We start from the raw sequence: 21,243 nt of genomic DNA, 5'->3' as shown, positions 1-21,243 counted from the left end.
TGCGCCCCCTGTCAGTGCATTACGTCACGAATTGGACAGGTATTTGGGCCGGGTGTTTAGTCCCGAAACTACTCTGACCTGGGAAAACAGTCTCCCCCGGGACGTAGGTCACATCCTGGGGGAGATTCGGTCACGGCTGGGACGCGGGACGGTTGGGATCCCCGTCAACAGGCCATGGGAGCGCTGTCTAGGAGAGCCGCTCGCTTCTTTGCTCACGCCTCGCTTCGCCACCGCTGCGGGCAGGTGCCGCCTTCGTTCCTCAGGCGACCCCTACCCTCCGCTACGGCTCAGCTCAGCCGCTCGATGACCATGGCCATGCCCTGGCCACCGCCGACGCACATCGTCTCCAGGCCGAACTGCTTGTCGTGGAACTGCAGGCTGTTGATCAGCGTGCCGGTGATGCGGGCGCCCGTCATGCCGAAGGGGTGGCCGACGGCGATGGCGCCGCCGTTCACGTTCACCTTGTCCAGATCCAGCCCCAGGTCCTGGTAGGACGGGATGACCTGGGCGGCGAACGCCTCGTTGATCTCGGCCAGGTCGATGTCGCCGATGGTCAGACCGGCGCGCTTGAGGGCCTGCTTGGACGCCTCGACCGGGCCGAGGCCCATGATCTCGGGGGAGAGGCCCGAGACGCCGGTGGAGACGATGCGGGCGAGCGGGGTCAGGCCGAGCTCGCGGGCCTTCGTGTCCGACATGATCACGAGCGCGGCGGCGCCGTCGTTGAGCGGGCAGCAGTTGGCGGCGGTGACACGGCCGTCGGGGCGGAAGACGGGCTTGAGGCCCTGGACACCCTCCAGGGTGACGCCGGCGCGCGGGCCGTCGTCGGTGGAGACCACGGTGCCGTCCGGGGTCTCCACCGGGGTGATCTCGCGCTCCCAGAAGCCGTTCTTGATGGCCTGCTCGGCGAGGTTCTGCGACCGTACGCCGAACTCGTCCATCTCCTGGCGGCTGATGCCCTTCAGGCGGGCCAGGTTCTCGGCGGTCTGGCCCATGGCGATGTACGCGTCGGGGACGAGGCCGTCCTCGCGCGGGTCGTGCCAGGTGGAGCCCTCGGAGGCGGCGACGGCGGCCGTACGGGCCTCGGCCTCGGCGAAGAGCGGGTTGTGCGTGTCGGGCAGAGAGTCGGAGTTGCCCTTCACGAAGCGGGAGACCATCTCGACACCGGCCGAGATGAAGACGTCGCCCTCGCCGGCCTTGATGGCGTGCAGCGCCATGCGGGAGGTCTGTAGCGAGGAGGAGCAGTAGCGGGTGACCGTGCAGCCGGGGAGGTGGTCCATCCCCATCTGGACGGCGACGATCCGGCCCAGGTTGTTGCCCTGCTCGCCGCCGGGGAGGCCGCAGCCGAGCATCAGGTCGTCGATGTCCCGCGGGTCGAGCTCGGGGACCTTGGCGAGCGCGGCCTGCACGATGGTCGCGGTGAGGTCGTCCGGCCGCAGGTCCTTCAGGGAGCCCTTGAAGGCCCGGCCGATGGGGGAGCGGGCGGTCGAGACGATGACGGCTTCGGGCATCACGGCTCCAGAGGGATGCGGGGTGACGGACTGAAAGGGAAGTTACCTGCACGTACGGCACGGGTCATCGCCCTGACGGTGTGACGCGGACCTCTTTTCTAAGCGGGCGCTCAGTCGGCCGGGGTCGGCGGCGGCCGCCCGGGGGACTTTCGCGGCCGCCCCGGGCGACTTTCCGGGCCTTCCAGGGGGCTTTCAGGGCCGGTGGACGTCCTCCGGGGACGGCGTCGGGGCCTCGGCGGCCGGCAGCCGCCTCCGGCGGCGGTGCTTGAGCAGCGCCCACGGCGCCCGCGCCCCCGTGACCTCCGTACCGGCCTCCTTCGCCGCCTCCGCCGCCGCCTTCGCGACCGGCAGCATGTTCTCGCGACGGTCCGGCTCCAGACCGTCCGTCTCCGGCCAGACGCCCAGCACGGCGCACACCGTCGGCAGCACCGCCATCGCCGCCGTCGCGTACCCCTCCGCCGACGGGTGATAGTTGTCCACCCCGAACATCTCCCGCGGATTCGCCGCGAACTCGGGACCCAGCAGGTCCCCCAGCGACACCGTCCGCCCGCCCTGCTCCACCACCACGATCGTCTGCGCCGCCGCCAGCTGGCGCGACACCCGCCGCGCCAGCCACCGCAGCGGCTGGTACACCGGCTCGATCGTCCCCAGGTCCGGACAGGTCCCCACGACGACCTCCGCCCCCGCCGTCCGCAGCTGCCGCACCGCCGCCGCCAGCAGCCGCACCGACTCCGTGGCCGGCATCCGGTGCGTGACGTCGTTCGCCCCGATCATGATCACGCACACGTCCGGCGGTCCCATCGGCGACGAGAGCAGCAGCGACACCTGACGCTCCAGGTCGTCCGAGCGCGCCCCGGGAAGCGCCACGTTCCGCAGGACCACCGGACGCTCGGCCACCGCCGCGAGCCCCGAGGCCAGCAGCGCCCCCGGCGTCTGACCCACCCGGCGCACCCCCTGACCCGCCGCCGTCGAATCACCCAGAAGGGCCAGCCGAAGAGGGGCGGTGACGGGATCCGAGGTCTCGAAGGAGCGGCCGTACAGCCCGTCCGCCCCCGGTGGCAACGGCGCCACCCCACCCCCGACCGTCCTCTTCGCCAGCTGCAGCTCGGCCAGGACCACCCCCACCGCCGCCACACCGAGCAGCCCGATGCTCCCGCCTCCGTACGCCGCGCCCGCCGCGATCCGCCGTGCCACCCTCGCCCTCGACATGGGGGCAGTCACCTCCTTCAAGCCGTTCAGGAACTAACTGCCCCGTAACCCGCTCCGACTACGCATACGCTGGCTGCACCATTACGGAGACCCCGGAGATTACGGTGCAATTCCACGACTCGATGATCAGCCTCGTCGGCAACACCCCGCTGGTGAAGCTCAACCATGTGACAGCGGGCATCCAGGCCACCGTGCTGGCGAAGGTGGAGTACTTCAACCCCGGCGGCTCGGTCAAGGACCGGATCGCCCTGCGCATGATCGAGGCGGCCGAGGAGAGCGGCGCTCTCAAGCCCGGCGGCACCATCGTCGAGCCCACGTCCGGGAACACCGGCGTCGGCCTCGCCATCGTGGCCCAGCAGAAGGGCTACAAGTGCATCTTCGTCTGCCCCGACAAGGTGTCCACGGACAAGATCAACGTGCTGCGGGCGTACGGCGCCGAGGTCGTCGTCTGCCCCACGGCCGTCGACCCCGAGCACCCCGACTCGTACTACAACGTCTCGGACCGGCTCGTCCGTGAGACGCCCGGTGCCTGGAAGCCCGACCAGTACTCGAACCCGAACAACCCCCGTTCGCACTACGAGACCACCGGTCCCGAGCTGTGGGAGCAGACGGACGGGAAGATCACCCACTTCGTCGCGGGCGTCGGCACCGGCGGCACCATCTCCGGCACCGGCAAGTACCTGAAGGAGGTCAGCGACGGTGCGGTCCGCATCGTCGGCGCCGACCCCGAGGGCTCGGTCTACTCCGGCGGCTCCGGCCGGCCGTACCTCGTCGAGGGCGTCGGCGAGGACTTCTGGCCCACCGCCTACGACGCGTCCGTCACCGACCGGATCGTCGCGGTCTCGGACAAGGACTCCTTCCAGATGACCCGCCGCCTCGCCAAGGAGGAGGGCCTCCTGGTGGGCGGCTCCTGCGGCATGGCGGTCGTCGCCGCGCTCGAGGTCGCCAAGGAGCTCGGCCCCGACGACGTCGTGGTCGTCCTGCTGCCGGACTCCGGCCGCGGCTACCTCTCCAAGATCTTCAACGACGAGTGGATGGCCGACTACGGCTTCCTGGAGGACACCGAGTCCGCCACCGTCGCCGACGTCCTGCGCCACAAGGAGGGCGGTCTGCCGTCCCTCGTCCACATGCACCCCGAGGAGACGGTCGGTCAGGCCATCGAGGTGCTGCGGGAGTACGGCGTCTCCCAGATGCCGATCGTCAAGCCGGGCGCCGGGCACCCCGACGTGATGGCCGCCGAGGTCGTCGGCTCCGTCGTCGAGCGCGAGCTCCTCGACGCGCTGTTCACCAAGCGGGCGTCCCTGGAGGACCCGTTGGAGCGTCACATGAGCGCGCCGCTGCCGCAGGTCGGCTCCGGCGAGCCGGTCGCCGACCTGATGTCCGTCCTCGGCGGAGCGGACGCGGCGATCGTCCTGGTCGAGGGCAAGCCCACGGGTGTGGTGAGCCGTCAGGACCTGCTCGCCTTCCTGGCGAGCGGCGGGGTCAAGGGCGCCGGGAAGTAGCCCGGACCGCCGTCGAGCGGGCGTTCGCGAAAACGGTACGAGCGCGACACGTACCGGCAGCACACGCTTAACACGCGTCCGGCACCTTGGTGTTGTCGGCGTCACGGACTACCGGAGCGGCTCCCGGACCTCCTGCAGACGCCGCCGGACGCGGAGACCGGCCCTGACCCGGGCCCGTGTCCCTCGCGGGGACCGCCGTCGTCCCGCCCCCCGGTCACGGGGGTGCGGCGGTCCCCGCGGTATTTTTTGGGCTCGGTTCGCCGGGCCCGTCCCGCGCTCTAGAAGTCGTCCTTCTCCGTACGGGCGGGCAGACGGTCCCGGAAGGCGTGGACGAAGTTCACGGCCGCGATGCCCAGCCAGGCGACGATCAGGCCCTCCAGATCCGCCTGGACGACGGCGATCGCGGACAGCGGGATCGCCAGGACCAGCGAGATGATCCCGAAGCCGTAGCGCTCGCCGAAACCCTCGACCCCCGATCCCGCCGGCCGGCCGCCGCGGGCGGCCGCCACCTGCTGCTCGCCCAGCCGGCGCCGCACCTGGCGGTCGATCGTCGCGTCCAGGCGCTGCTCCACCGTGCCGAGGAAGGACTCGACGAGGGCCGCCTCGTACTCCGTGCCCAGCTCCCGCCGGGCGTGCAGGGTGGCGTCCAGTTCGCTCTTGAGCTCGTCCATGGTCGCCACCGTAGAGACCCCCGGCCCCCTGCGTCGGTAGGGCTAGCCCCCGCTTTTCCTTGCCCTGCTGCATATCCTCATGCAGAGTTCGAGGTGGATGAATAGACGAAGGGGGACGGCGTGAGTGACAGCCCGGCCGGACGGCTGCAGGCGCTCTTCGAGGGGCACCGGCTGACACCGACCCAGCGGCGCATCGCCCACTGCATGGTGCGCCGGGCCGGAGACGTGCCGTTCCTGTCCAGCGTGGAGCTCGCCGATCTCGCCGGTGTCAGCCAGCCCTCCGTCACCCGCTTCGCCGTCGCCCTCGGGTTCGACGGCTACCCCGCCCTGCGCCGCCATCTGCGCGAGGTCGCCCCGGCCGAGAAGCCCGCGGGCGAGGTGAGCGAGCACAACGAGTACCAGCAGGCCGTCCTCGCCGAGATCGAGAACCTCCGCCATCTCGCCGAGCTGCTCGCCGATCCCGCGCCCGTCGAGCGTGCGGGGCGGCTGCTCGCCGCCTCCCGGCCGCTGCTCGTCCTCGGCCTGCGCGCCGCCTCCTCCCAAGCCCGCGGCTTCGCGTACTTCGCGGCCAAGGTCCACCCCGACATCCGCCTGCTCGACGAGGGCGGCTCGATGCTCACCGACCGGGTCGACGCGGCCGTACGGGCCGGGGCCACGGCCCTGCTCTGCTTCGCGCTGCCGCGCCACCCCAGGGAGGTCGTGGAGGCCCTGGAGTACGCGCGGGCGGCCGGGCTGACCGTCGTGACGGTCGCCGAATCGGCGTTCGCGCCCGTCGCCGCCCACAGCGACCTGCTGATCCCCGCCGCCGTCGGCACCGGGCTCGCCTTCGACACGGCCTGCGCCCCGATGCTGCTCGGCCGGGTGCTCCTGGAGGCGATGGCGGACGAGCTGCCGGACGCCCAGGCGCGGCTGGAGGAGTTCGACGCGAAGGCGGCGGCGCGGGGCCTGTTCGTCGAGTAGCGACTCCGAGCAGGAAGCCGGAACGGAGAATCAGACGTCCAGCTCGGCCTCGATCCGCTTCAGGTGGTGGCGGGCCATCGCCAGGTTCGCGCGCTCCTTGTCCAGCGCCAGGTACAGGAAGAGGCCGTTGGAGGTCCGCCCCTTGAGCAGCCGGATCAGGTGGTACTGGCCGCCGAGGGTGATCAGGATGTCCTCGATCTCGTCGTTGAGGCCGAGCATCTCCATCGCCCTGACCTTGGCGCGGACGACGTCCGTGTTCCCCGCGGCCGCCACGTTGAGGTCGAGTTCCTTGCTGCCGCCGATCGTGCCGAGGGCCATGCCGCTGGTGTAGTCGACCAGCGCGGCGCCGATGGCACCTTCGATGGCGGCGGCTTCCTTCAGGGAGGTCTCGGTGTTCGCCATGGGTGTCGCACTTCCTTTTCGCATCAGTGGTGGGGATCGGATCAGTTCAGGTCTTTGCGTTCGAGCGCCCCGTCGACCAGCTCGCCTATCCGGGCGCTGGACCGCCGCGCCTCCAGATGGAGCCGGCCCACATTGATCCGGGGCTCGGCGAGCAGCGTGAGGACGGCGGAGCCGCCGGCCGCGTACGTGGCGACATAGCCGTTCTCGCCGCGCACCAGCAGCTCGCGGAAGCCGCCCTGACCCGTGGACTCGGTCAGCCGCTGTCCGACGCCGAGCGCCGCCGCCGTGAGCGCGGCCACCGACTCCGCCTCGGTGTCGACGGTGTCCTGGGCCAGGACCAGGCCGTCGGCGCTCGCCGCGAGCGCCCCGGTGAGCTGGGGCAGTCGGGCCCGCAGCCGTCTCAGCTCGCCGAGCACCTCGGCCTCTGCCGACATCAGTTGTCTCCTCTCGGCGCGCAGGCGCAGGGCGCGCCTCATCACAGGCTTGCCTCCAGGGCGTCACGGAGCCGGCGCAGCAGGGCGACGTCCGGATCCGCCGCGACCTCGCCGACCCAGGTGGGAACGGCGGGCGGGGCGGCCGGTACGGGTTCGAGCGGGGTCTCGACGAGGCCGGCGGCCGCCAGGCGGCGGATGTCGAGCAAGGTGTGGAAGGCGGGGCGGCCGAGCAGCCGCGCGATGTCCGCCGGGGTACGGGTCCCGTCGGCGGCGGCGAGGAGGGCCCGCTGACGCAGGCTCACCGTCTGCCCGGGAGCGGCCGCGCGGGGCACGACCGGGGCGGTGTCCACGGCACCGTACGGCCAGACGCTGTCCAGCAGTTCACGGCGCCGTACGGTCTCGCGCTCGACGGCCTCGGTGGAGACCGGCCGCACCGGGCCCAGCCAGTGGGCGACTCCGTAGCGGAAGCGGGTGGGGCCGCTCGCGGGCGCGAGCGCGAAGAACGCGGCGTCGAAGACGGCGCCGAGGTGGCAGATCTCCAGCTCGCCGTCGCCCAGCCGGCCGCTGTCCACCAGGAACCGGCCGACCTCGCGCCGCGCCCCGGCCCGGTCGACGGCCTCGTCCCAGCCCTCGCGGGGCAGCCGTCCGCCGGCCGTCAGCAGGACGTCGAGGCCGGGGGCGGCGGGGCTCTCGGCGTGGACGACGCGGCCGTCGACGAGGTAGAGCGTGCCGTGGTCGCGCAGCAGGGCGCCGGTCGCACGCTCGGCGGCGAGGCGGGTGAGCATCGGCGAGACGGTCATCCCAGGACCAGCCTCTCGGCGAGGTCGCGCAGCCGGATCCGGGCGAGGGCGAGGTTGCCGATGTCGCGGTCGAGCCACAGGTGCAGGAAGACGCTGCTGTCGAAGGACGTCTCGACGAAGCGCAGGACGTGATAGCCGCCGCGGCCGGTGACGATCAGGTCCTCGACCGGTGGCCCCTTCGGTAACGCCTCGGCGGTCCCGGGGGCGGCAGTCGGTCCCGGGGCCTGGGCGAAGGAGTCGTACTCCGCTGCCGCGCGCGCCAGTTCGGCTGCTTCCGCGGCGGTCGTCTCGTGGTCGCCGACCGGCGAGTCGCCCGCCGTGCCGAGGGCGAGCCCACTGGTCCAGTCGACCAGCCAGGCCCCGCGCGCGCCCGGCAGGCTCATGGCCTCCAGCAGGCACTCGTCGATTCCGGGCACGCGGATTCCCCTCCCGATGCGGCGTGCGGGCGTACGGCAGTGACGGTGACGTTACTCAACGTTCCGGTCGAGGGCAGGAGTTCTGGCATTTTCCACCGGAACATGCCGACGGCTTGCTTGAATTCGCCCTCCGGGCGGCTCGGCTCCGGCGGCTCAGTCCTCCCCGTGGACCCGCAGGGCTATCTTGTTGATCACCCACAGCCCGATCCCGATGGCGAGCAGCACGGCGGCCCGGACGTACACGTCCGCCGAGCGGTCCGCGAGCGGGCTCGCCAGGATCAGCGCGGTGACCGCGCCGAGGACCGGGAGCGCCGTCGGCGTACGGAAGTGGGCGTGCTCCACCCGGTCCTTGCGCAGCACCAGGACGGTGATGTTGACCACCGCGAAGACGCACAGCAGGAGGAAGGCCGTGGTGTCGCCGAGGCCCTCGATCTCGCCCGTGGAGACCAGACCGATGGTGAGGAGGGTGGCGAAGACGATCCCGGTGAGGGGGGTGCGGCGGTTCTTCAGCACCTTGCCCATCACGCGCGGCAGGACCCGCTCGTTGGCGAGGCCGTAACAGAGGCGGGAGGCCATCATGATGTTGATGAGCGCGGAGTTGGTGACCGCGAACAGGGCGATCAGCGCGAAGAGTTTCGGCGGGAAGTCGACCCCGCCGGCCTTCACGACCTCCAGGAGCGGCCCGCTGGACCTCTCCAGGACCCGGTGGTCGACGAGGAGCGAGGAGACCAGGGCGACCAGGACGTAGATGGTGCCCGTGACGGCCACGCCCAGGAAGATGGCCCGGGGGAACGTGCGGACCGGGTCCTGCGTCTCCTCCGCCATGTTGACGGAGTCCTCGAAGCCGACGAAGGCGAAGAAGCCCAGCGCCGTGGCCCCCAGCACGCTCGTCATCAGCGCGTATCCGCTGCCCGACGCCTCGAACTCACCGAGCCGCGACGGCTCCCCCTCACCGGTCAGGACGGCCCAGGCGCCGATCGAGAGAATGATCAGCAGGCCGGTGAGCTCGACCAGCGTCAGGACGACGTTCGTCTTCACGGATTCCGACACTCCGCGCAGCGCGAGGCAGGCGAGGGCGAGGACGAAGACGATCGCGATGAGCGTGGCCGGGATGGCGTCCGTGAACTCCTGGAAGTAGTCCCCGCTGAAGGCGCGGGCGGCGGCGCTCGCGGAGGAGAGCCCCGAGCACATCACCATGAACGCGACGATGAAGGTCAGGAAGGGGACCTTGAACGCCTTCTGTGTGTAGAGCGCGGCGCCCGCCGCCTTCGGGTACTTGCCGACCAGCTCCACGTACGAGGCGGCGGTCAGCAGCGCCACGACGAAGCCGATCACGAAGGGCAGCCAGAGCGCGCCGCCGACCTTGCCCGCGACCTTGCCGGTGGTCGCGTAGATCCCGGTGCCCAGGATGTCGCCGATCACGAAGAGGATCAGCAGCTTGGGCCCGATCGCCCGTTTCAGCGGGGGCTGTTCGGCCTCGCCGTGCGGTAACGGCCGCGAAGCCTGTGGTGGTTGGTCGGGCTGGGGTGCTGTGGTCATGAGTGGCCTCCCGTGACGGCGTCAGGAAGTGCCTGCCCGGGGTCCCGTCACGTGATGCCCGCCGCACTGTCACTCGTACGAGCGAACATGTGTACGGGCGATGGTCGGCGGCGGGGATCGGTGGCGGTGGCGGGGATCGGGGGTGGTGGTCAGTGGCGGCGCTCCACCGACGCCGCCACGTCGTCCAGGTCCTTGGCCAGCGCCCGGCTCACCGCCCTGGCGCCGAGGCCGCTCAGCAGCTTGGCGAGGAACCCCGTGCGGCCCCCCTCGGCAGGCGTCGCCGAGAACGTCATCCGTACCGTGGTCGCTCCCGCCCCGTCCGGCCGCAGCGCGATCTCCGAGACGTAGTGCACACCGTGCGAGTCGGCCACCGTCACGTACCGGTCCGGCGGCTCGGCCTCGGTCACGGTCATCTCCTCCGTGGCCTCCTTGCCCATCATCCGCCGGGTCTCGCGCCAGCGGGTGCCCACCCCGAAGACGCCCTCCGTCAGCACCTCGACCCGCTCCACGCCGCTCAGGACCCGCTCCATGTCCCTCAGGTCCGTCAGCGCCTCCCAGACGGGCCCGGGGGACGCCGCGATCCGGCGCTCGACGACGACGCTCTTCATAGCCATGGCTCCATCGAAGCACCGGGGCCGGACAACCGCCCGTAGTGCTACGACAGCAGGGCGTCCGCCCGGTCCCCGCCCGCCTCGGCGACGATCTCGTCGAGGTTCTGGGCCTCCCGTACGGTCGAGAAGGCGATCGCGCCCTCGTCGTCCGCCGTGAAGCCGTGGACGGCGGGACGGGGCAGGCTGTTGTACGCGTAGTGGTGGGCGAAGTAGTACGCGCCCGTGTCCGGCACCGCGACGATGTCGTCCGGCCGCAGCAGGGGGAGCGGGCGCGCGGTGGTGAGCATGTCGCCCGTGAAGCAGGCGGGGCCCGCGACGTCCTGGACGATCTCCTCCCCGCCGCGGGGCCGGCCCTCGGAGTCGTACGCGAGGACGCGCAGCGGCCAGGAGACCGGGTCGTAGACGGTACGGGTGGCGACCTGGACCCCCGCGTGGGTGACCGCGATGGGGCGGGCTCCGGAGGTCTTCGTGTACTCGACGCGCGCCAGGATCGTGCCGTGCTTGGCGAGCAGGGAGCGCCCGAACTCGGTGACGAGCCCGTAGCGCCCGTCGAGCAGGCCCGGAGCCGTCGCGGCGAGCAGCCCGGCGTACTCCGCGTAGGTCGGCGTCTCCTCGTCGGAGGCGAAGTTCACCGGCAGTCCGCCCCCGATGTCGAGGGTGTCGATCTGCTGCCGTCCGGCCTTGGCGTTGATCTCCTCGGCCAGTTCGTGGGCCGCCGCGACCCCCTCCGCCATGAGGGCGAGCGGAATGCCCTGGGAGCCGGTGTGCGTGTGCAGCCGGCGCATCCAGGGCCGGTCCAGATACGCCTGAACGACGGCCTCCCGCGCGCCCTCGTCGCGCAGGGCCACCCCGAACTTGGACGTGGCGGTCGCCGTGGAGAGCGCGCCGATCGTGCCCGCCCCGATCTGCGGGTTGACCCGCAGTCCGACCGGGCTCGCGGTCGGCGCGGAGGCGACGAGCGCGTCGATCCTGGCCAGTTCCTGCATGTTGTCGGCGTTGACGGCGATCCCGAGGGCGAGGGCCTGGCGCAGTTCGGCGGGCGTCTTGGCGGGCGAGTCCAGCACAGTACGGGCCGGCGGGACGCCGGCCGCGCGGGCGAGGGCCAGCTCGCCGGGGCTCGCGACCTCGGCGCCGAGCCCGCAGTCGTGCAGCAGGCGCAGCACGGGCACGAGGGGGGTGGCCTTCACGGCGAAGGCGTGCAGGACGGGGGCGTCGGTGACGGCGGCGAAGGCGGAGACGAGGGCGGCGGCCGAGGCGCGGATGCCGGCGGTGTCCAGGAGGGCGACGATCTGCCCGGAGGGGTTGGTGGGAGAGAGGAGGCCTTGTTCGACGGCGGCACGGACGGCCCGATCGCGACGGGCGCCGGCGTGGTGGGAAGCCATGGATCCATAGGACCACCGGGACGGGTGGTGCCGCAGCTGTTGACTACAAGTATTCAGCAGTCCAGGATGTGAATAACTGATTCACATCGGAGGAGGCTGCCCCATGTCAGGACCCCGCCCCGTACGGGCCCCGCGCGGTACGGAACTGAGCGCCCTGGGATGGCAGCAGGAGGCCGCCCTCCGGATGCTCCAGAACAACCTGGACCCCGAGGTCGCCGAGCACCCCGACAAGCTCGTCGTCTACGGCGGCACCGGCAAGGCCGCCCGCGACTGGCGCTCCTTCGACGCCATGGTCCGCACCCTGCGCACGCTGAAGCAGGACGAGACGATGCTCGTCCAGTCCGGCCGCCCGGTCGGCGTCATGCAGACCCACGAGTGGGCGCCGCGCGTCCTCATCGCCAACTCCAACCTGGTCGGCGACTGGGCGAACTGGGAGGAGTTCCGGCGCCTGGAGCAGCTGGGTCTGACCATGTACGGCCAGATGACGGCAGGCTCCTGGATCTACATCGGCACCCAGGGCATCCTCCAGGGCACGTACGAGACCTTCGCGGCCGTGGCGGCGAAGAAGTTCAACGGGACGCTGGCCGGCACCATCACCCTGACCGCCGGCCTCGGCGGCATGGGCGGCGCCCAGCCGCTCGCCGTGACGATGAACGACGGCGTCGCGATCTGCATCGACGTCGACCCGCGCGCCATCGAGCGCCGCATCGAGCACCGCTACCTCGACGTCAAGGCCGACAGCCTCGCCCACGCGCTCGCGCTGGCGACCGAGGCGCGGGACGCCCGCCGCCCGCTCTCCATCGGCCTGCTCGGCAACGCGGCCGAGCTGCTGCCGCAGATGCTCGCCGAGGGCGCCCCGATCGACATCGTGACCGACCAGACCTCGGCCCACGATCCGCTCTCCTACCTGCCCGTCGGCGTCGCCTTCGACGACATGGCGACCTACGCGGCCAAGGACCCCGCGGGCTTCACGACCCGCGCCCGCGAGTCGATGGCCCGCCACGTCGAGGCCATGGTCGGCTTCATGGACGCGGGCGCCGAGGTCTTCGACTACGGCAACTCGATCCGCGGCGAGGCCCAACTGGCCGGCTATGACCGCGCCTTCGCCTTCCCCGGCTTCGTACCGGCGTACATCCGCCCGCTGTTCTGCGAGGGCAAGGGACCGTTCCGCTGGGCGGCGCTCTCCGGCGAGGCCTCCGACATCCACAAGACCGACAAGGCGATGCTCGAGCTCTTCCCGGAGAACGAGTCCCTCCACCGCTGGATCAAGATGGCCGGCGAGCGCGTCCACTTCCAGGGCCTCCCGGCGCGCATCTGCTGGCTGGGCTACGGCGAGCGGGACAAGGCGGGCGAGCGCTTCAACGACATGGTCGCCTCCGGCGAACTCGCGGCCCCGCTCGCCATCGGCCGCGACCACCTCGACTGCGGATCGGTGGCCTCCCCCTACCGCGAGACCGAGGCGATGCTCGACGGCTCCGACGCGATCGCCGACTGGCCGCTCCTCAACGCCATGGTCAACGTCGCCTCCGGCGCCTCCTGGGTCTCGCTGCACCACGGCGGCGGCGTCGGCATGGGCCGCTCCATCCACGCCGGTCAGGTCTCCGTGGCCGACGGCACGAAGCTGGCCGGCGAGAAGATCCGCCGCGTCCTGACGAACGACCCCGGCATGGGCGTCATCCGCCACGTCGACGCGGGCTACGACATCGCGGAGTCGGTCGCGGACGAGAAGGGCGTACGGGTACCCATGCGCGAGGACGGCTCTGCGTGAGCGCCACGTTCCACGCCATGTGGCGGTCGCTGCGGCCCATCGGCCGCAGCGCCGCCTCCGGCGGCTACCGCCGATACGCCTGGACCGGCGCCGACGCCGACTGCCGGCTCTGGTTCCGGATGCAGGCCGAGGCCCGCCGCCTGAACTACGAGGTCGACCGCAACGGCAACCAGTGGGCCTGGCTCGGCGACCCCGCCGCCGGTGACGCGGTCGTCACCGGCTCGCACCTGGACTCCGTGCCCGACGGCGGGGCCTTCGACGGCCCCCTCGGCGTCGTGTCCGCCTTCGCCGCGCTCGACGAACTGCGCGCGCGTGGCGTCCAGTTCAAGCGCCCCTTCGCCATCACCAACTTCGGTGACGAGGAGGGCGCCCGCTTCGGGCTCGCCTGCGTCGGCTCCCGCCTCACCGCCGGCCGGCTGACGAAGGAGCAGGCCTACGAGCTCCGCGACGCCGAGGGCATCAGCCTCCCGCAGGCGATGGAGGCCGCCGGTTACGACCCGGAGGCCATCGGCCCCGATCCGGAACGCCTCGCCCGCATCGGCGCCTTCGTCGAGCTCCACGTCGAACAGGGCCGCGCCCTGGACCTGACCGGCGACGCCGTCGGCATCGCCTCCGCGATCTGGCCGCACGGCCGCTGGCGGTACGACTTCGCCGGCGAGGCCAACCACGCCGGCACCACCCGGCTCGTCGACCGCCGCGACCCGATGCTGACGTACGCCGAGACCGTCCTCGCCGCCCGCCGCGAGGCCGAACTCGCGGGTGCCGTCGCGACCTTCGGGAAGATCGCGGTCGAGCCGAACGGCGTCAACGCCATCCCGTCCCTCGTCCGCGGCTGGCTCGACGCCCGCGCCGCCGACCAGACGGCCCTGGACACCGTCACGGAGGGCGTCGAGACCGCGGCCCGCGACTACGCGACCCGCCACGGCATCGACCTCACGGTCGTACGGGAGTCCTTCACCCCGGTCGTCGAGTTCGCGCACGCGCTCCGGGACGAGCTGGCCGGGATCCTGGGGGAGAAGACCCCGGTCCTGGGCACCGGCGCCGGACACGACGCGGGCATTTTGTCCGAGTCGATCCCGACCGCCATGCTGTTCGTACGGAACCCCACGGGCGTCTCGCACTCCCCGGCCGAGTTCGCGGCCGAGGACGACTGCGTGGCCGGGGTCCTCGCACTCGCCGACGTACTGGAGGGTCTCGCGTGCAGGTGACGACGTACTGGCTGGAGCACGCCTGGCTCGGCACGCACGTCGAGCCGGGCGTCGCGCTGGACGTGTCCGACGGCCGCATCACCGCCGTACGGACCGGTGCCGACGCCCCGCCCCCCGGCGCCGTCGCCCTGCGCGGCCTGACGATCCCCGGCCTGGCCAACGCGCACTCCCACGCCTTCCACCGGGCGCTGCGCGGCACGGTCCAGGTCGGCTCCGGCACCTTCTGGACCTGGCGCGAGGTGATGTACCAGGTCGCCTCCCGGCTGACCCCGGAGACGTACCACGCCCTCGCGCGGGCGGTGTACGCCGAGATGGCGCTCGCCGGGATCACGGCGGTCGGCGAGTTCCACTACCTCCACCACGCGCCGGGCGGCACCCCCTACGCCGACCCCAACGCGATGGGCGAGGCGCTGATCGCGGCGGCGACCGAGGCCGGCATCCGGATCACCCTCCTCGACACGGCGTACCTCTCCTCCGGCTTCGGCGCCGCCCCCGACCAGCATCAGCTCCGCTTCTCCGACGGCACGGCGGACGCCTGGGCGGACCGGGTGTCGCTGCTCAAGGAGCGCGCCGGCGCCGGCGACGGCGGTGACGGCGTACGGATCGGGGCGGCGATCCACTCCGTACGGGCCGTCCCGGCCGACCAACTGGCGACCGTGGCGAACTGGGCGCACGAGCGGGGCGCCCCGCTCCACGTCCACCTCTCGGAGCAGACGGCCGAGAACGACGCCTGCCTCGCGGCCCACGGCCGCACCCCCACCCAGCTCCTCGCCGACCACGGCGTCCTCGGCCCGCTGACGACGGGTGTCCACAACACCCACCTCACGGACGCGGACATCGCGCTGATCGGCTCCTCCACGACCGGCACCTGCATGTGCCCGACCACCGAACGCGACCTCGCGGACGGCATCGGCCCGGCCGTCGCCCTCCAGCGCGCGGGCTCCCCGCTCTCCCTGGGCAGCGACAGCCACGCGGTGATCGACCTCCTGGAGGAGGCCCGCGCGATGGAGCTGAACGAACGCCTCCGCTCCCGCACACGCGGCCACTGGACCGCCGCCGCGCTGCTGCGGGCCGCCACCGCCGACGGCCACGCGGCCCTCGGCCGGCCCGAGGCGGGCACCCTGGAGCCGGGCGCGCTCGCCGACTTCACGACGATCGCCCTGGACTCGGTCAGGACAGCGGGACCGGTGCCGCGTCTGGCAGCCGAGACGGCGGTATTCGCAGCGTCGGCGCCGGACGTGCGGCACACGATCGTGGGCGGCCGTCACGTCGTACGGGACGGGGTCCACCAGACCGTGCCGGACGTGCCACGGGCCCTCGCGGACTCGATCGCCGCCCTGCGTGACTGAACCGACCGGACCGACCGGACGGACCGGTCCGGTCGAACCCACTGGATCGGCTGAACCGGCTGAAGGAGACACCTCGCATCATGAACACGGGCCCCGCGGCGACGAACAACCCGGCGGCGATCTCCGCCCCCACGAGCGCGAACAGCGCCGTGGCGACGGCCGCCACCGCCATCGTCAACATCGCCAGTCTCGTCACGAATGATCCCTCCCTCGGTGATGGAAGCCCGCTGGGCCTGATCCAGGACGCGGCCGTCGTCATCGACGGCGACCGCGTCGCCTGGGTCGGTGAATCAAGAAAAGCACCCGCCACTGACAACCGGGTCGACGCCGGCGGACGGGCGGTGATCCCCGGTTTCGTGGACTCCCACTCGCACCTCGTCTTCGCGGGCGACCGCACGGCCGAGTTCAACGCGCGGATGTCCGGCCAGCCGTACAAGGCGGGCGGCATCCGTACGACGGTGGCGGCCACGCGCGCGGCCTCCGACGAGGCGCTGTCCGCGAACGTCGCCCGCTACATGCGCGAGGCCCTGCGGCAGGGCACGACCACCTTCGAGACCAAGTCCGGCTACGGCCTCACGGTCGAGGACGAGGCCCGCGCGCTGCGCATCGCCGCCGCCCACACGGACGAGGTGACGTACCTCGGCGCCCACATCGTCTCTCCCGACTACGCCGACGACCCGGCCGCGTACGTCGACCTCGTCACCGGGGAGATGCTCGACGCCTGCGTGCCGTACGCCCGTTGGATCGATGTCTTCTGCGAGAAGGGCGCCTTCGACGGGGACCAGGCGCGGGCGATCCTCACCGCCGGCAAGGCGAAGGGCCTGCACCCGCGTGTCCACGCCAACCAGCTCTCGTACGGCCCCGGTGTCCAGCTCGCGGTGGAGCTGGACGCGGCCAGCGCGGACCACTGCACGCACCTCACGGACGCCGACGTCGACGCGCTCGCCTCGGGTGCAACGGTCGCGACGCTCCTCCCTGGCGCGGAGTTCTCCACCCGCGCCGAGTGGCCGAACGCCCGCCGCCTCCTGGACGCGGGCGTGACGGTTGCCCTGTCGACGGACTGCAACCCGGGCTCGTCGTTCACGTCCTCCGTGCCGTTCTGCATCGCGCTCGCGGTGCGCGACATGGGGATGACCCCGGACGAGGCGCTCTGGTCCGCCACGGCCGGCGGCGCGGCGGCCCTGCGCCGCTCGGACACCGGCCGCCTGACGCCGGGCGCGTACGCGGATCTGGCGATCCTGGAGGCCCCGTCCCACGTGCACCTTGCGTACCGCCCGGGTGTCCCGCTGGTGACGGAGGTCTGGCACCGGGGAGAGCGGGTGGCCTGACCGCCGTTCGGTGGCGCGGGTCGGGTCGGGTCAGTCCCACTGCTGGTCGGCGAGGGAGGTGACCGGCTGGGGCTTGCCGATGACGGCCAGGGCGATGAAGAAGTTGATCTGGCCGATGGCGATGGTGAGGGTGGCGAGCGCCTTGTTGTCGTAGTGCTCGGCCACCTCGGCGTACAACTCGCCGGAGACGCGCTCCTTGCCGTGGGGGGCGGGCTGGAGGGTGGCTTCCACCAGGGCGAGCGCGGCGCGCTCGGCGTCGGTGAAGTACGGGGCGTCCTGCCAGGAGGACACGGCGGTGATCCGCTCCTCGGACACGCCGGCCTTGCGCAGGAAGCTGGTGTTCAGGATGGTCAGGTAGGTGTTGTTGACGATCTGCCCGGCGCGCAGGTGGATCAGGTTGATGGTGGTGCGCGGCACGGACTGGTTGCCGGTGGCCCGGAAGAGCGCGGCGCTGACGTCGTTCACCTCGGGCACGAACTCGGCGGGGTCGGGCATCCGGGAGAGGGGATTGCCGGTGCTCGTGCCCGCGCTCATGGTGGTGTTCGTGTTCGTCATGGCCGCTCTCCTTCGCGTCGCCCTTGTCGGCGTCTTCACCGCACTGACGGAGGGACGCACGGAGATGTGACAGGAATCCGGAAGATTTCGAACGCCGGGCCTCCGCCGGGCCCCCCGTCAGATGAGCGAGCGGCCGGTGGGGGACAGGCGGAGTGTGCGGGGCGCCGCCGTCTGTTCCTGGGCGACGGCCGGAAGGATCGTGTCCCGCGTCAGGGGGTTGGCCTCCATGGCGGCGAGGTGGCGTCGGTGCGCGTTCTCGTCGGCGTACGAGGTGACGATCGCGGCGACGTTCTCGCCGGTGCGGACCGGCAGTCTGGTGAACGTGTTGGGTGCGGTCTCGGTGGTCAGGAAGGCGAGGGGGGCGGGGCCCGTCTCCTCGAGTACGGGAAGGAGGCCGTCCCGGATCAGTGCGATGCCGTCGTTCCGGTCGGGAGGGAAGGACCATACGGTGGCGGCCACGAACCGGTCCGGCGGCGGAGTTCCGACCGGGGGACGCGCGCCCGGGGGCACCGCGAAGCCACTTCCGGACGGCACCGGGCGCAGCAGAAGGACATCGTCCGAATCGATCATGGTGTCGTTCGCCGCGGGGCCGTGCTCGGCCCAGACGGGCCCTCCGTAGAAGGCCGAGAGCGCGCGATGACGCGCCTCCATGTCCCGGAACCCGCGCAGCCAGACGAAGCGGTCCGGATCGTCGAGGTCCCGGAACTGGCCGAGCAGGCTCATCCCCGCCTCCTCCTGCGTTTCGACGAATTCCCGGTCGAAGAGTTCGATGAGCTCGTCGCGCCGGCCGGGACGCAGCGTGTACTGGCGGAGCTCGATCACGGCAGGCGGCGGGCCGACGATGTCGGTGGACACAGCGGGACTCCTGTTCGGTGAGGTGTGAGGTGCGGTGCATGGCGGAGGAAGATCCCGGCCGACGATAGGAGAACCGTGTGACAGGTCCTGTCAGGGTTTTCCGAGGAGAATGCGCGCATGCCTGCGAGTCGACTGCTCTCGGTTCTTCTGCTGCTGCAATCGCGGGGCCGCCTCTCCGCGCAGGCGATCGCCGACGAGCTGAACGTGTCCGTGCGCACCGCCTACCGTGACCTCGCGCGCCTTCAGACCGCAGGCGTCCCGGTCTACGCCGAGACGGGCCGTGGGGGCGGCTACCAGCTGCTCGACGGCTACCGCACCCGGCTGACCGGGATGAGCGAGGGCGAGGCACGGGCCCTGTTCTTCGCTGGACTGCCCGGCCCCGCCGCCGACCTGGGGCTCTCGGCCGAGGTGACCGCCGCCCGGCTGAAGCTGCTCGCCGCGTTGCCGACGGCGCTGGCCGAAGAGGCCGCGCGGGTCGCGGCGGTCTTCCACCTGGACGCCCCCGGCTGGTACCGGGAGCCCGAACAGGCCCCGCGTCTCCCCTTGTTCGTCGACGCGGTGCTCACGCGGCGAGCGGTGGACGTGCGCTACCGCCGCTGGCGTGCCCCGCAGGAAGTGGAGCGCCGTCTCCGCCCCTACGGCCTGGTCCTCAAATCCGGGACCTGGTACCTCGTGGCCGCCACGGAGAAGGGAACCGCGACGTACCGCGTCACCCAGATCCTCGACGCGACACTGGGCGACGAGCGGTTCGACCGGCCGGCGGACTTCGACCTGGGCGCGTACTGGGCCGCCTACCTCGAAGACTTCCACGCCCGCCGCTACACCGGCACAGCCACCGTCCGGCTCTCCCCGGCGGGCCGCCGGCGCCTGCCCGACAACGTCGCGCCGGAAGTGGTGCGGGCCGTCGACTCCACCGCGACCCCCATCGGCGACGACATCGGCGACGACGGATGGGTCGAGGCGGTCATCCCCACCGAGAGCATCGACCACGCCCGCGGCGAGCTGCTCCGACTCGGCACAGACGTCGTGGTCGTCGCACCACCCGAACTGCGCCGGGCCATGGCCACCACCGTGGAGACACTCGCCCGGGCGTACAGCGCCCCTGACGCCGAAAAGAGCCGCTGACCGGCCTTGACCGGCCGAACCTCAGCGGCCTAGGCGGACGTGGTGACCCTGGTGGCGCTGCCGAGGATCTTGGTCGGGGTGATGCGGAGGACCACGCGGACCGCCTCCGGTGGGGCCTCCAGGTACGCCTTGCCGCCGCCCGGGCCGAGGTACTCCTCGGCGATGCGGACGGCCGTCGCGCGGCCGGGGTCGTCGGTGACGGTGGCCGTGCCGCGGATCTCGACGTACAGGTTCGGGTCGGCGGGGTCGAAGACGGTCAGGCCGACGCGTGGGTCGCGGAGTATGTTCCGCGCCTTGCGCCGGCCCTGTTCGGTGGAGATCAGCAGCTCGCCGCCGTCCCGGCTCACCCAGACCACCGAACTCTGCGGGCCGCCGTCGGGGTTCAAAGTGGACAGGACGGCCATGAGCGGGACGTCGAGCAGGCCGCGTACGGTGTCGTTCATCTCAAGGGGCATGGTGGCGAGGCTAATCGCGGACTCCCGCGCGGCGCACCGGAATACCACGGCGGAGCGTCCCGCTCCGGGATCATGCCGTGCCAGAATGCGGCGCATGTCCGTTCGATACCCGCGTCCCCTTCGTCCCGGTGACCGCATCGGCGTCACCTCCCCTTCGAGTGGCGTCCCGAAGGAGCTGCGTGAGCGTCTGGAGGTGGCGATCCGCCGCGTCGAGGCGCGGGGGTACGAGGTGGTCCTCGGGTCCTGCATGGACGGGGCCGGTCATGTCAGCGCCCCTGCCGCCGAGCGGGCCCGGGAGTTCATGTCGATGATGACGGACCCCGGCATCCGCGCCGTGGTGCCGCCATGGGGTGGGGAGACCGCGATCGACCTGCTGCCGCTGCTCGACTGGCAGCGGTTGCGGGACGCCGAGCCGACCTGGCTCGTCGGGTACTCGGACATGTCGGTCCTCATGACGCCGATGACCCTCCTCACCGGCATCGCGACCGTGCACGGCAACAACCTCATGGACACCCCGTACCGGGCACCCGAGGGCTTGCTCTCGTGGCTCGACATCGTCTCCGCCCCGCAGGGGCGGCCGTTCACGCAGATCCCGCCGGACCGCCACCGCGCCTCCGGCTGGGACGACTACCGACTTCACCCCGAGGCCAGTGAGTTCACGCTCGACACGCCGGGCAGATGGACCCGGCTGGACAGCGGCGGCGGCGGCGTCGGCGACGGGGGCGTGGGCGCGGAGGGCCTGGAGGTCGAGGGGCGGTTGATCGGGGGGTGCACCGAGATCCTGTGCAACCTCACGGGCACCGGCTACCTCGACACGTCCGCCTTCGCGCGCGCCGAGGCACCGGAAGGGCTCCTCGTGTACGTCGAAGCGGTGGACGGCGACGCCTTCGCCATCTGCCGGAACCTGCACGGGATGCGGATGGCCGGCTTCTTCGACCCGGCGAACGCGGTGATCGTGGGCCGGACCTCGGCGCCCGACGGCGCCTCACTCACCCAGCACGAAGCGGTCCTTGACGCCCTCGGACCCCTGAACGTGCCGATCATCGCCGATGTCGAGTGCGGACACGTTCCCCCGTACCTGCCCCTCGTCAACGGGGCGCGCGCCCGCCTCGTCCTCACCCCGACCCGTAGCGAGATCACGCAGACGCTGGACTGATCACGCCCCC

The 21,243-nt window shown here is 71.9% G+C and carries 21 protein-coding genes; 8 read left to right on the top strand and 13 right to left on the bottom strand.

Going from position 1 to position 21,243, the window contains the following annotated elements:
- Positions 1 to 287 precede the first annotated feature (287 nt).
- Both ACFYV5_RS27215 and ACFYV5_RS27210 read right to left on the bottom strand, forming a co-directional pair.
- Positions 288 to 1,508 carry an acetyl-CoA C-acetyltransferase gene (locus ACFYV5_RS27215; RefSeq protein WP_389172691.1) on the bottom strand — a complete coding sequence of 407 codons (1,221 nt, stop codon included), beginning with the start codon at positions 1,506 to 1,508 and terminating at the stop codon, positions 288 to 290.
- Between the two features lie 192 nt (positions 1,509 to 1,700).
- The gene (locus tag ACFYV5_RS27210) at positions 1,701 to 2,702 is read right to left on the bottom strand and encodes an SGNH/GDSL hydrolase family protein (protein WP_389173163.1); all 1,002 of its coding nucleotides are present in this window, start codon (positions 2,700 to 2,702) and stop codon (positions 1,701 to 1,703) included.
- Positions 2,703 to 2,821: 119 nt separating this feature from the next.
- Here ACFYV5_RS27210 and ACFYV5_RS27205 point away from each other — a divergent pair, with 119 nt between their 5' ends.
- Entirely contained in the window at positions 2,822 to 4,219 is a 1,398-nt protein-coding gene (locus ACFYV5_RS27205) for a cystathionine beta-synthase (RefSeq protein ID WP_389172689.1), read from the top strand.
- 278 nt (positions 4,220 to 4,497) lie between these two features.
- On the opposite strand, the gene ACFYV5_RS27200 is transcribed toward ACFYV5_RS27205, so the two are convergent.
- A complete protein-coding gene (locus ACFYV5_RS27200) occupies positions 4,498 to 4,890 on the bottom strand; it encodes a hypothetical protein (RefSeq protein ID WP_389172687.1) in 393 nt (130 codons plus the stop codon).
- A 120-nt stretch (positions 4,891 to 5,010) separates the two neighbouring features.
- Here ACFYV5_RS27200 and ACFYV5_RS27195 point away from each other — a divergent pair, with 120 nt between their 5' ends.
- The gene (locus ACFYV5_RS27195) at positions 5,011 to 5,850 is read left to right on the top strand and encodes a MurR/RpiR family transcriptional regulator (protein WP_355114574.1); all 840 of its coding nucleotides are present in this window, start codon (positions 5,011 to 5,013) and stop codon (positions 5,848 to 5,850) included.
- 30 nt (positions 5,851 to 5,880) lie between these two features.
- Here the strand turns inward: ACFYV5_RS27195 and ACFYV5_RS27190 are convergent, their stop codons facing one another.
- The 7 genes from ACFYV5_RS27190 to ACFYV5_RS27160 form a co-directional block, all read right to left on the bottom strand.
- Entirely contained in the window at positions 5,881 to 6,252 is a 372-nt protein-coding gene (locus ACFYV5_RS27190) for a hypothetical protein (protein WP_355114576.1), read from the bottom strand.
- A gap of 41 nt (positions 6,253 to 6,293) precedes the next feature.
- Positions 6,294 to 6,686, bottom strand: coding sequence for a roadblock/LC7 domain-containing protein (locus ACFYV5_RS27185; protein WP_389172684.1), 393 nt, complete (start codon positions 6,684 to 6,686; stop codon positions 6,294 to 6,296).
- 41 nt (positions 6,687 to 6,727) lie between these two features.
- The gene (locus tag ACFYV5_RS27180; RefSeq protein ID WP_389172682.1) at positions 6,728 to 7,486 is read right to left on the bottom strand and encodes a transcriptional regulator; all 759 of its coding nucleotides are present in this window, start codon (positions 7,484 to 7,486) and stop codon (positions 6,728 to 6,730) included.
- Positions 7,483 to 7,902, bottom strand: a complete 420-nt coding sequence (locus ACFYV5_RS27175) for a hypothetical protein (protein ID WP_389172680.1) — start codon at positions 7,900 to 7,902, stop codon at positions 7,483 to 7,485. Before ACFYV5_RS27175 ends, ACFYV5_RS27180 begins: the two co-directional genes overlap by 4 nt.
- Before the next feature lie 153 nt (positions 7,903 to 8,055).
- Entirely contained in the window at positions 8,056 to 9,441 is a 1,386-nt protein-coding gene (locus ACFYV5_RS27170) for an APC family permease (RefSeq protein WP_389172678.1), read from the bottom strand.
- 149 nt (positions 9,442 to 9,590) lie between these two features.
- A complete protein-coding gene (locus ACFYV5_RS27165) occupies positions 9,591 to 10,055 on the bottom strand; it encodes an SRPBCC family protein (RefSeq protein ID WP_389172676.1) in 465 nt (154 codons plus the stop codon).
- Positions 10,056 to 10,096: 41 nt separating this feature from the next.
- Positions 10,097 to 11,434: a diaminopimelate decarboxylase gene (locus ACFYV5_RS27160; RefSeq protein ID WP_389172674.1), complete on the bottom strand. Its 1,338-nt coding sequence runs from the start codon at positions 11,432 to 11,434 to the stop codon at positions 10,097 to 10,099.
- Between the two features lie 103 nt (positions 11,435 to 11,537).
- Here ACFYV5_RS27160 and hutU point away from each other — a divergent pair, with 103 nt between their 5' ends.
- The 4 genes from hutU (at position 11,538) to hutI (ending at position 17,087) form a co-directional block, all read left to right on the top strand.
- Complete coding sequence (gene hutU, locus ACFYV5_RS27155; protein WP_355114589.1) at positions 11,538 to 13,202, top strand: urocanate hydratase; 1,665 nt, start codon at positions 11,538 to 11,540, stop codon at positions 13,200 to 13,202.
- Positions 13,199 to 14,410, top strand: coding sequence for an allantoate amidohydrolase (locus tag ACFYV5_RS27150; protein WP_389172671.1), 1,212 nt, complete (start codon positions 13,199 to 13,201; stop codon positions 14,408 to 14,410). Before hutU ends, ACFYV5_RS27150 begins: the two co-directional genes overlap by 4 nt.
- Complete coding sequence (locus tag ACFYV5_RS27145; protein WP_389172669.1) at positions 14,401 to 15,759, top strand: formimidoylglutamate deiminase; 1,359 nt, start codon at positions 14,401 to 14,403, stop codon at positions 15,757 to 15,759. The genes ACFYV5_RS27150 and ACFYV5_RS27145 overlap by 10 nt, the downstream gene beginning before the upstream one ends.
- Positions 15,760 to 15,839: 80 nt before the next feature.
- Positions 15,840 to 17,087 (top strand): imidazolonepropionase, encoded by a 1,248-nt coding sequence (hutI, locus tag ACFYV5_RS27140; RefSeq protein ID WP_355114593.1) that lies wholly within the window; start codon positions 15,840 to 15,842, stop codon positions 17,085 to 17,087.
- A 30-nt stretch (positions 17,088 to 17,117) separates the two neighbouring features.
- On the opposite strand, the gene ACFYV5_RS27135 is transcribed toward hutI, so the two are convergent.
- Together ACFYV5_RS27135 and ACFYV5_RS27130 are read right to left on the bottom strand one after the other, a co-directional pair.
- Complete coding sequence (locus ACFYV5_RS27135) at positions 17,118 to 17,621, bottom strand: carboxymuconolactone decarboxylase family protein (protein WP_389173161.1); 504 nt, start codon at positions 17,619 to 17,621, stop codon at positions 17,118 to 17,120.
- 138 nt (positions 17,622 to 17,759) lie between these two features.
- On the bottom strand, positions 17,760 to 18,497 hold the full coding sequence (locus tag ACFYV5_RS27130) for an NIPSNAP family protein (protein ID WP_389172666.1): 738 nt from the start codon (positions 18,495 to 18,497) through the stop codon (positions 17,760 to 17,762).
- Positions 18,498 to 18,614: 117 nt separating this feature from the next.
- Between ACFYV5_RS27130 and ACFYV5_RS27125 the strand changes: the two genes are divergently transcribed.
- On the top strand, positions 18,615 to 19,622 hold the full coding sequence (locus tag ACFYV5_RS27125; RefSeq protein WP_389172664.1) for a helix-turn-helix transcriptional regulator: 1,008 nt from the start codon (positions 18,615 to 18,617) through the stop codon (positions 19,620 to 19,622).
- Between the two features lie 29 nt (positions 19,623 to 19,651).
- Here ACFYV5_RS27125 and ACFYV5_RS27120 read toward each other — a convergent pair whose 3' ends face one another.
- Complete coding sequence (locus ACFYV5_RS27120; RefSeq protein ID WP_389172662.1) at positions 19,652 to 20,077, bottom strand: PPOX class F420-dependent oxidoreductase; 426 nt, start codon at positions 20,075 to 20,077, stop codon at positions 19,652 to 19,654.
- Positions 20,078 to 20,171: 94 nt separating this feature from the next.
- On the opposite strand from ACFYV5_RS27120, the gene ACFYV5_RS27115 reads away from it, so the two are divergent.
- On the top strand, positions 20,172 to 21,233 hold the full coding sequence (locus tag ACFYV5_RS27115) for a S66 peptidase family protein (RefSeq protein WP_389172660.1): 1,062 nt from the start codon (positions 20,172 to 20,174) through the stop codon (positions 21,231 to 21,233).
- The last annotated feature ends 10 nt before the right edge of the window (positions 21,234 to 21,243 follow it).

Origin of the sequence: Streptomyces sp. NPDC003035 (assembly GCF_042888285.1) — a bacterium.
In the GTDB taxonomy this organism is placed as follows: domain Bacteria; phylum Actinomycetota; class Actinomycetes; order Streptomycetales; family Streptomycetaceae; genus Streptomyces.
Note: the sequence above shows the minus strand (reverse complement) of the source record. Positions and strands in the feature narration are given on the sequence as shown.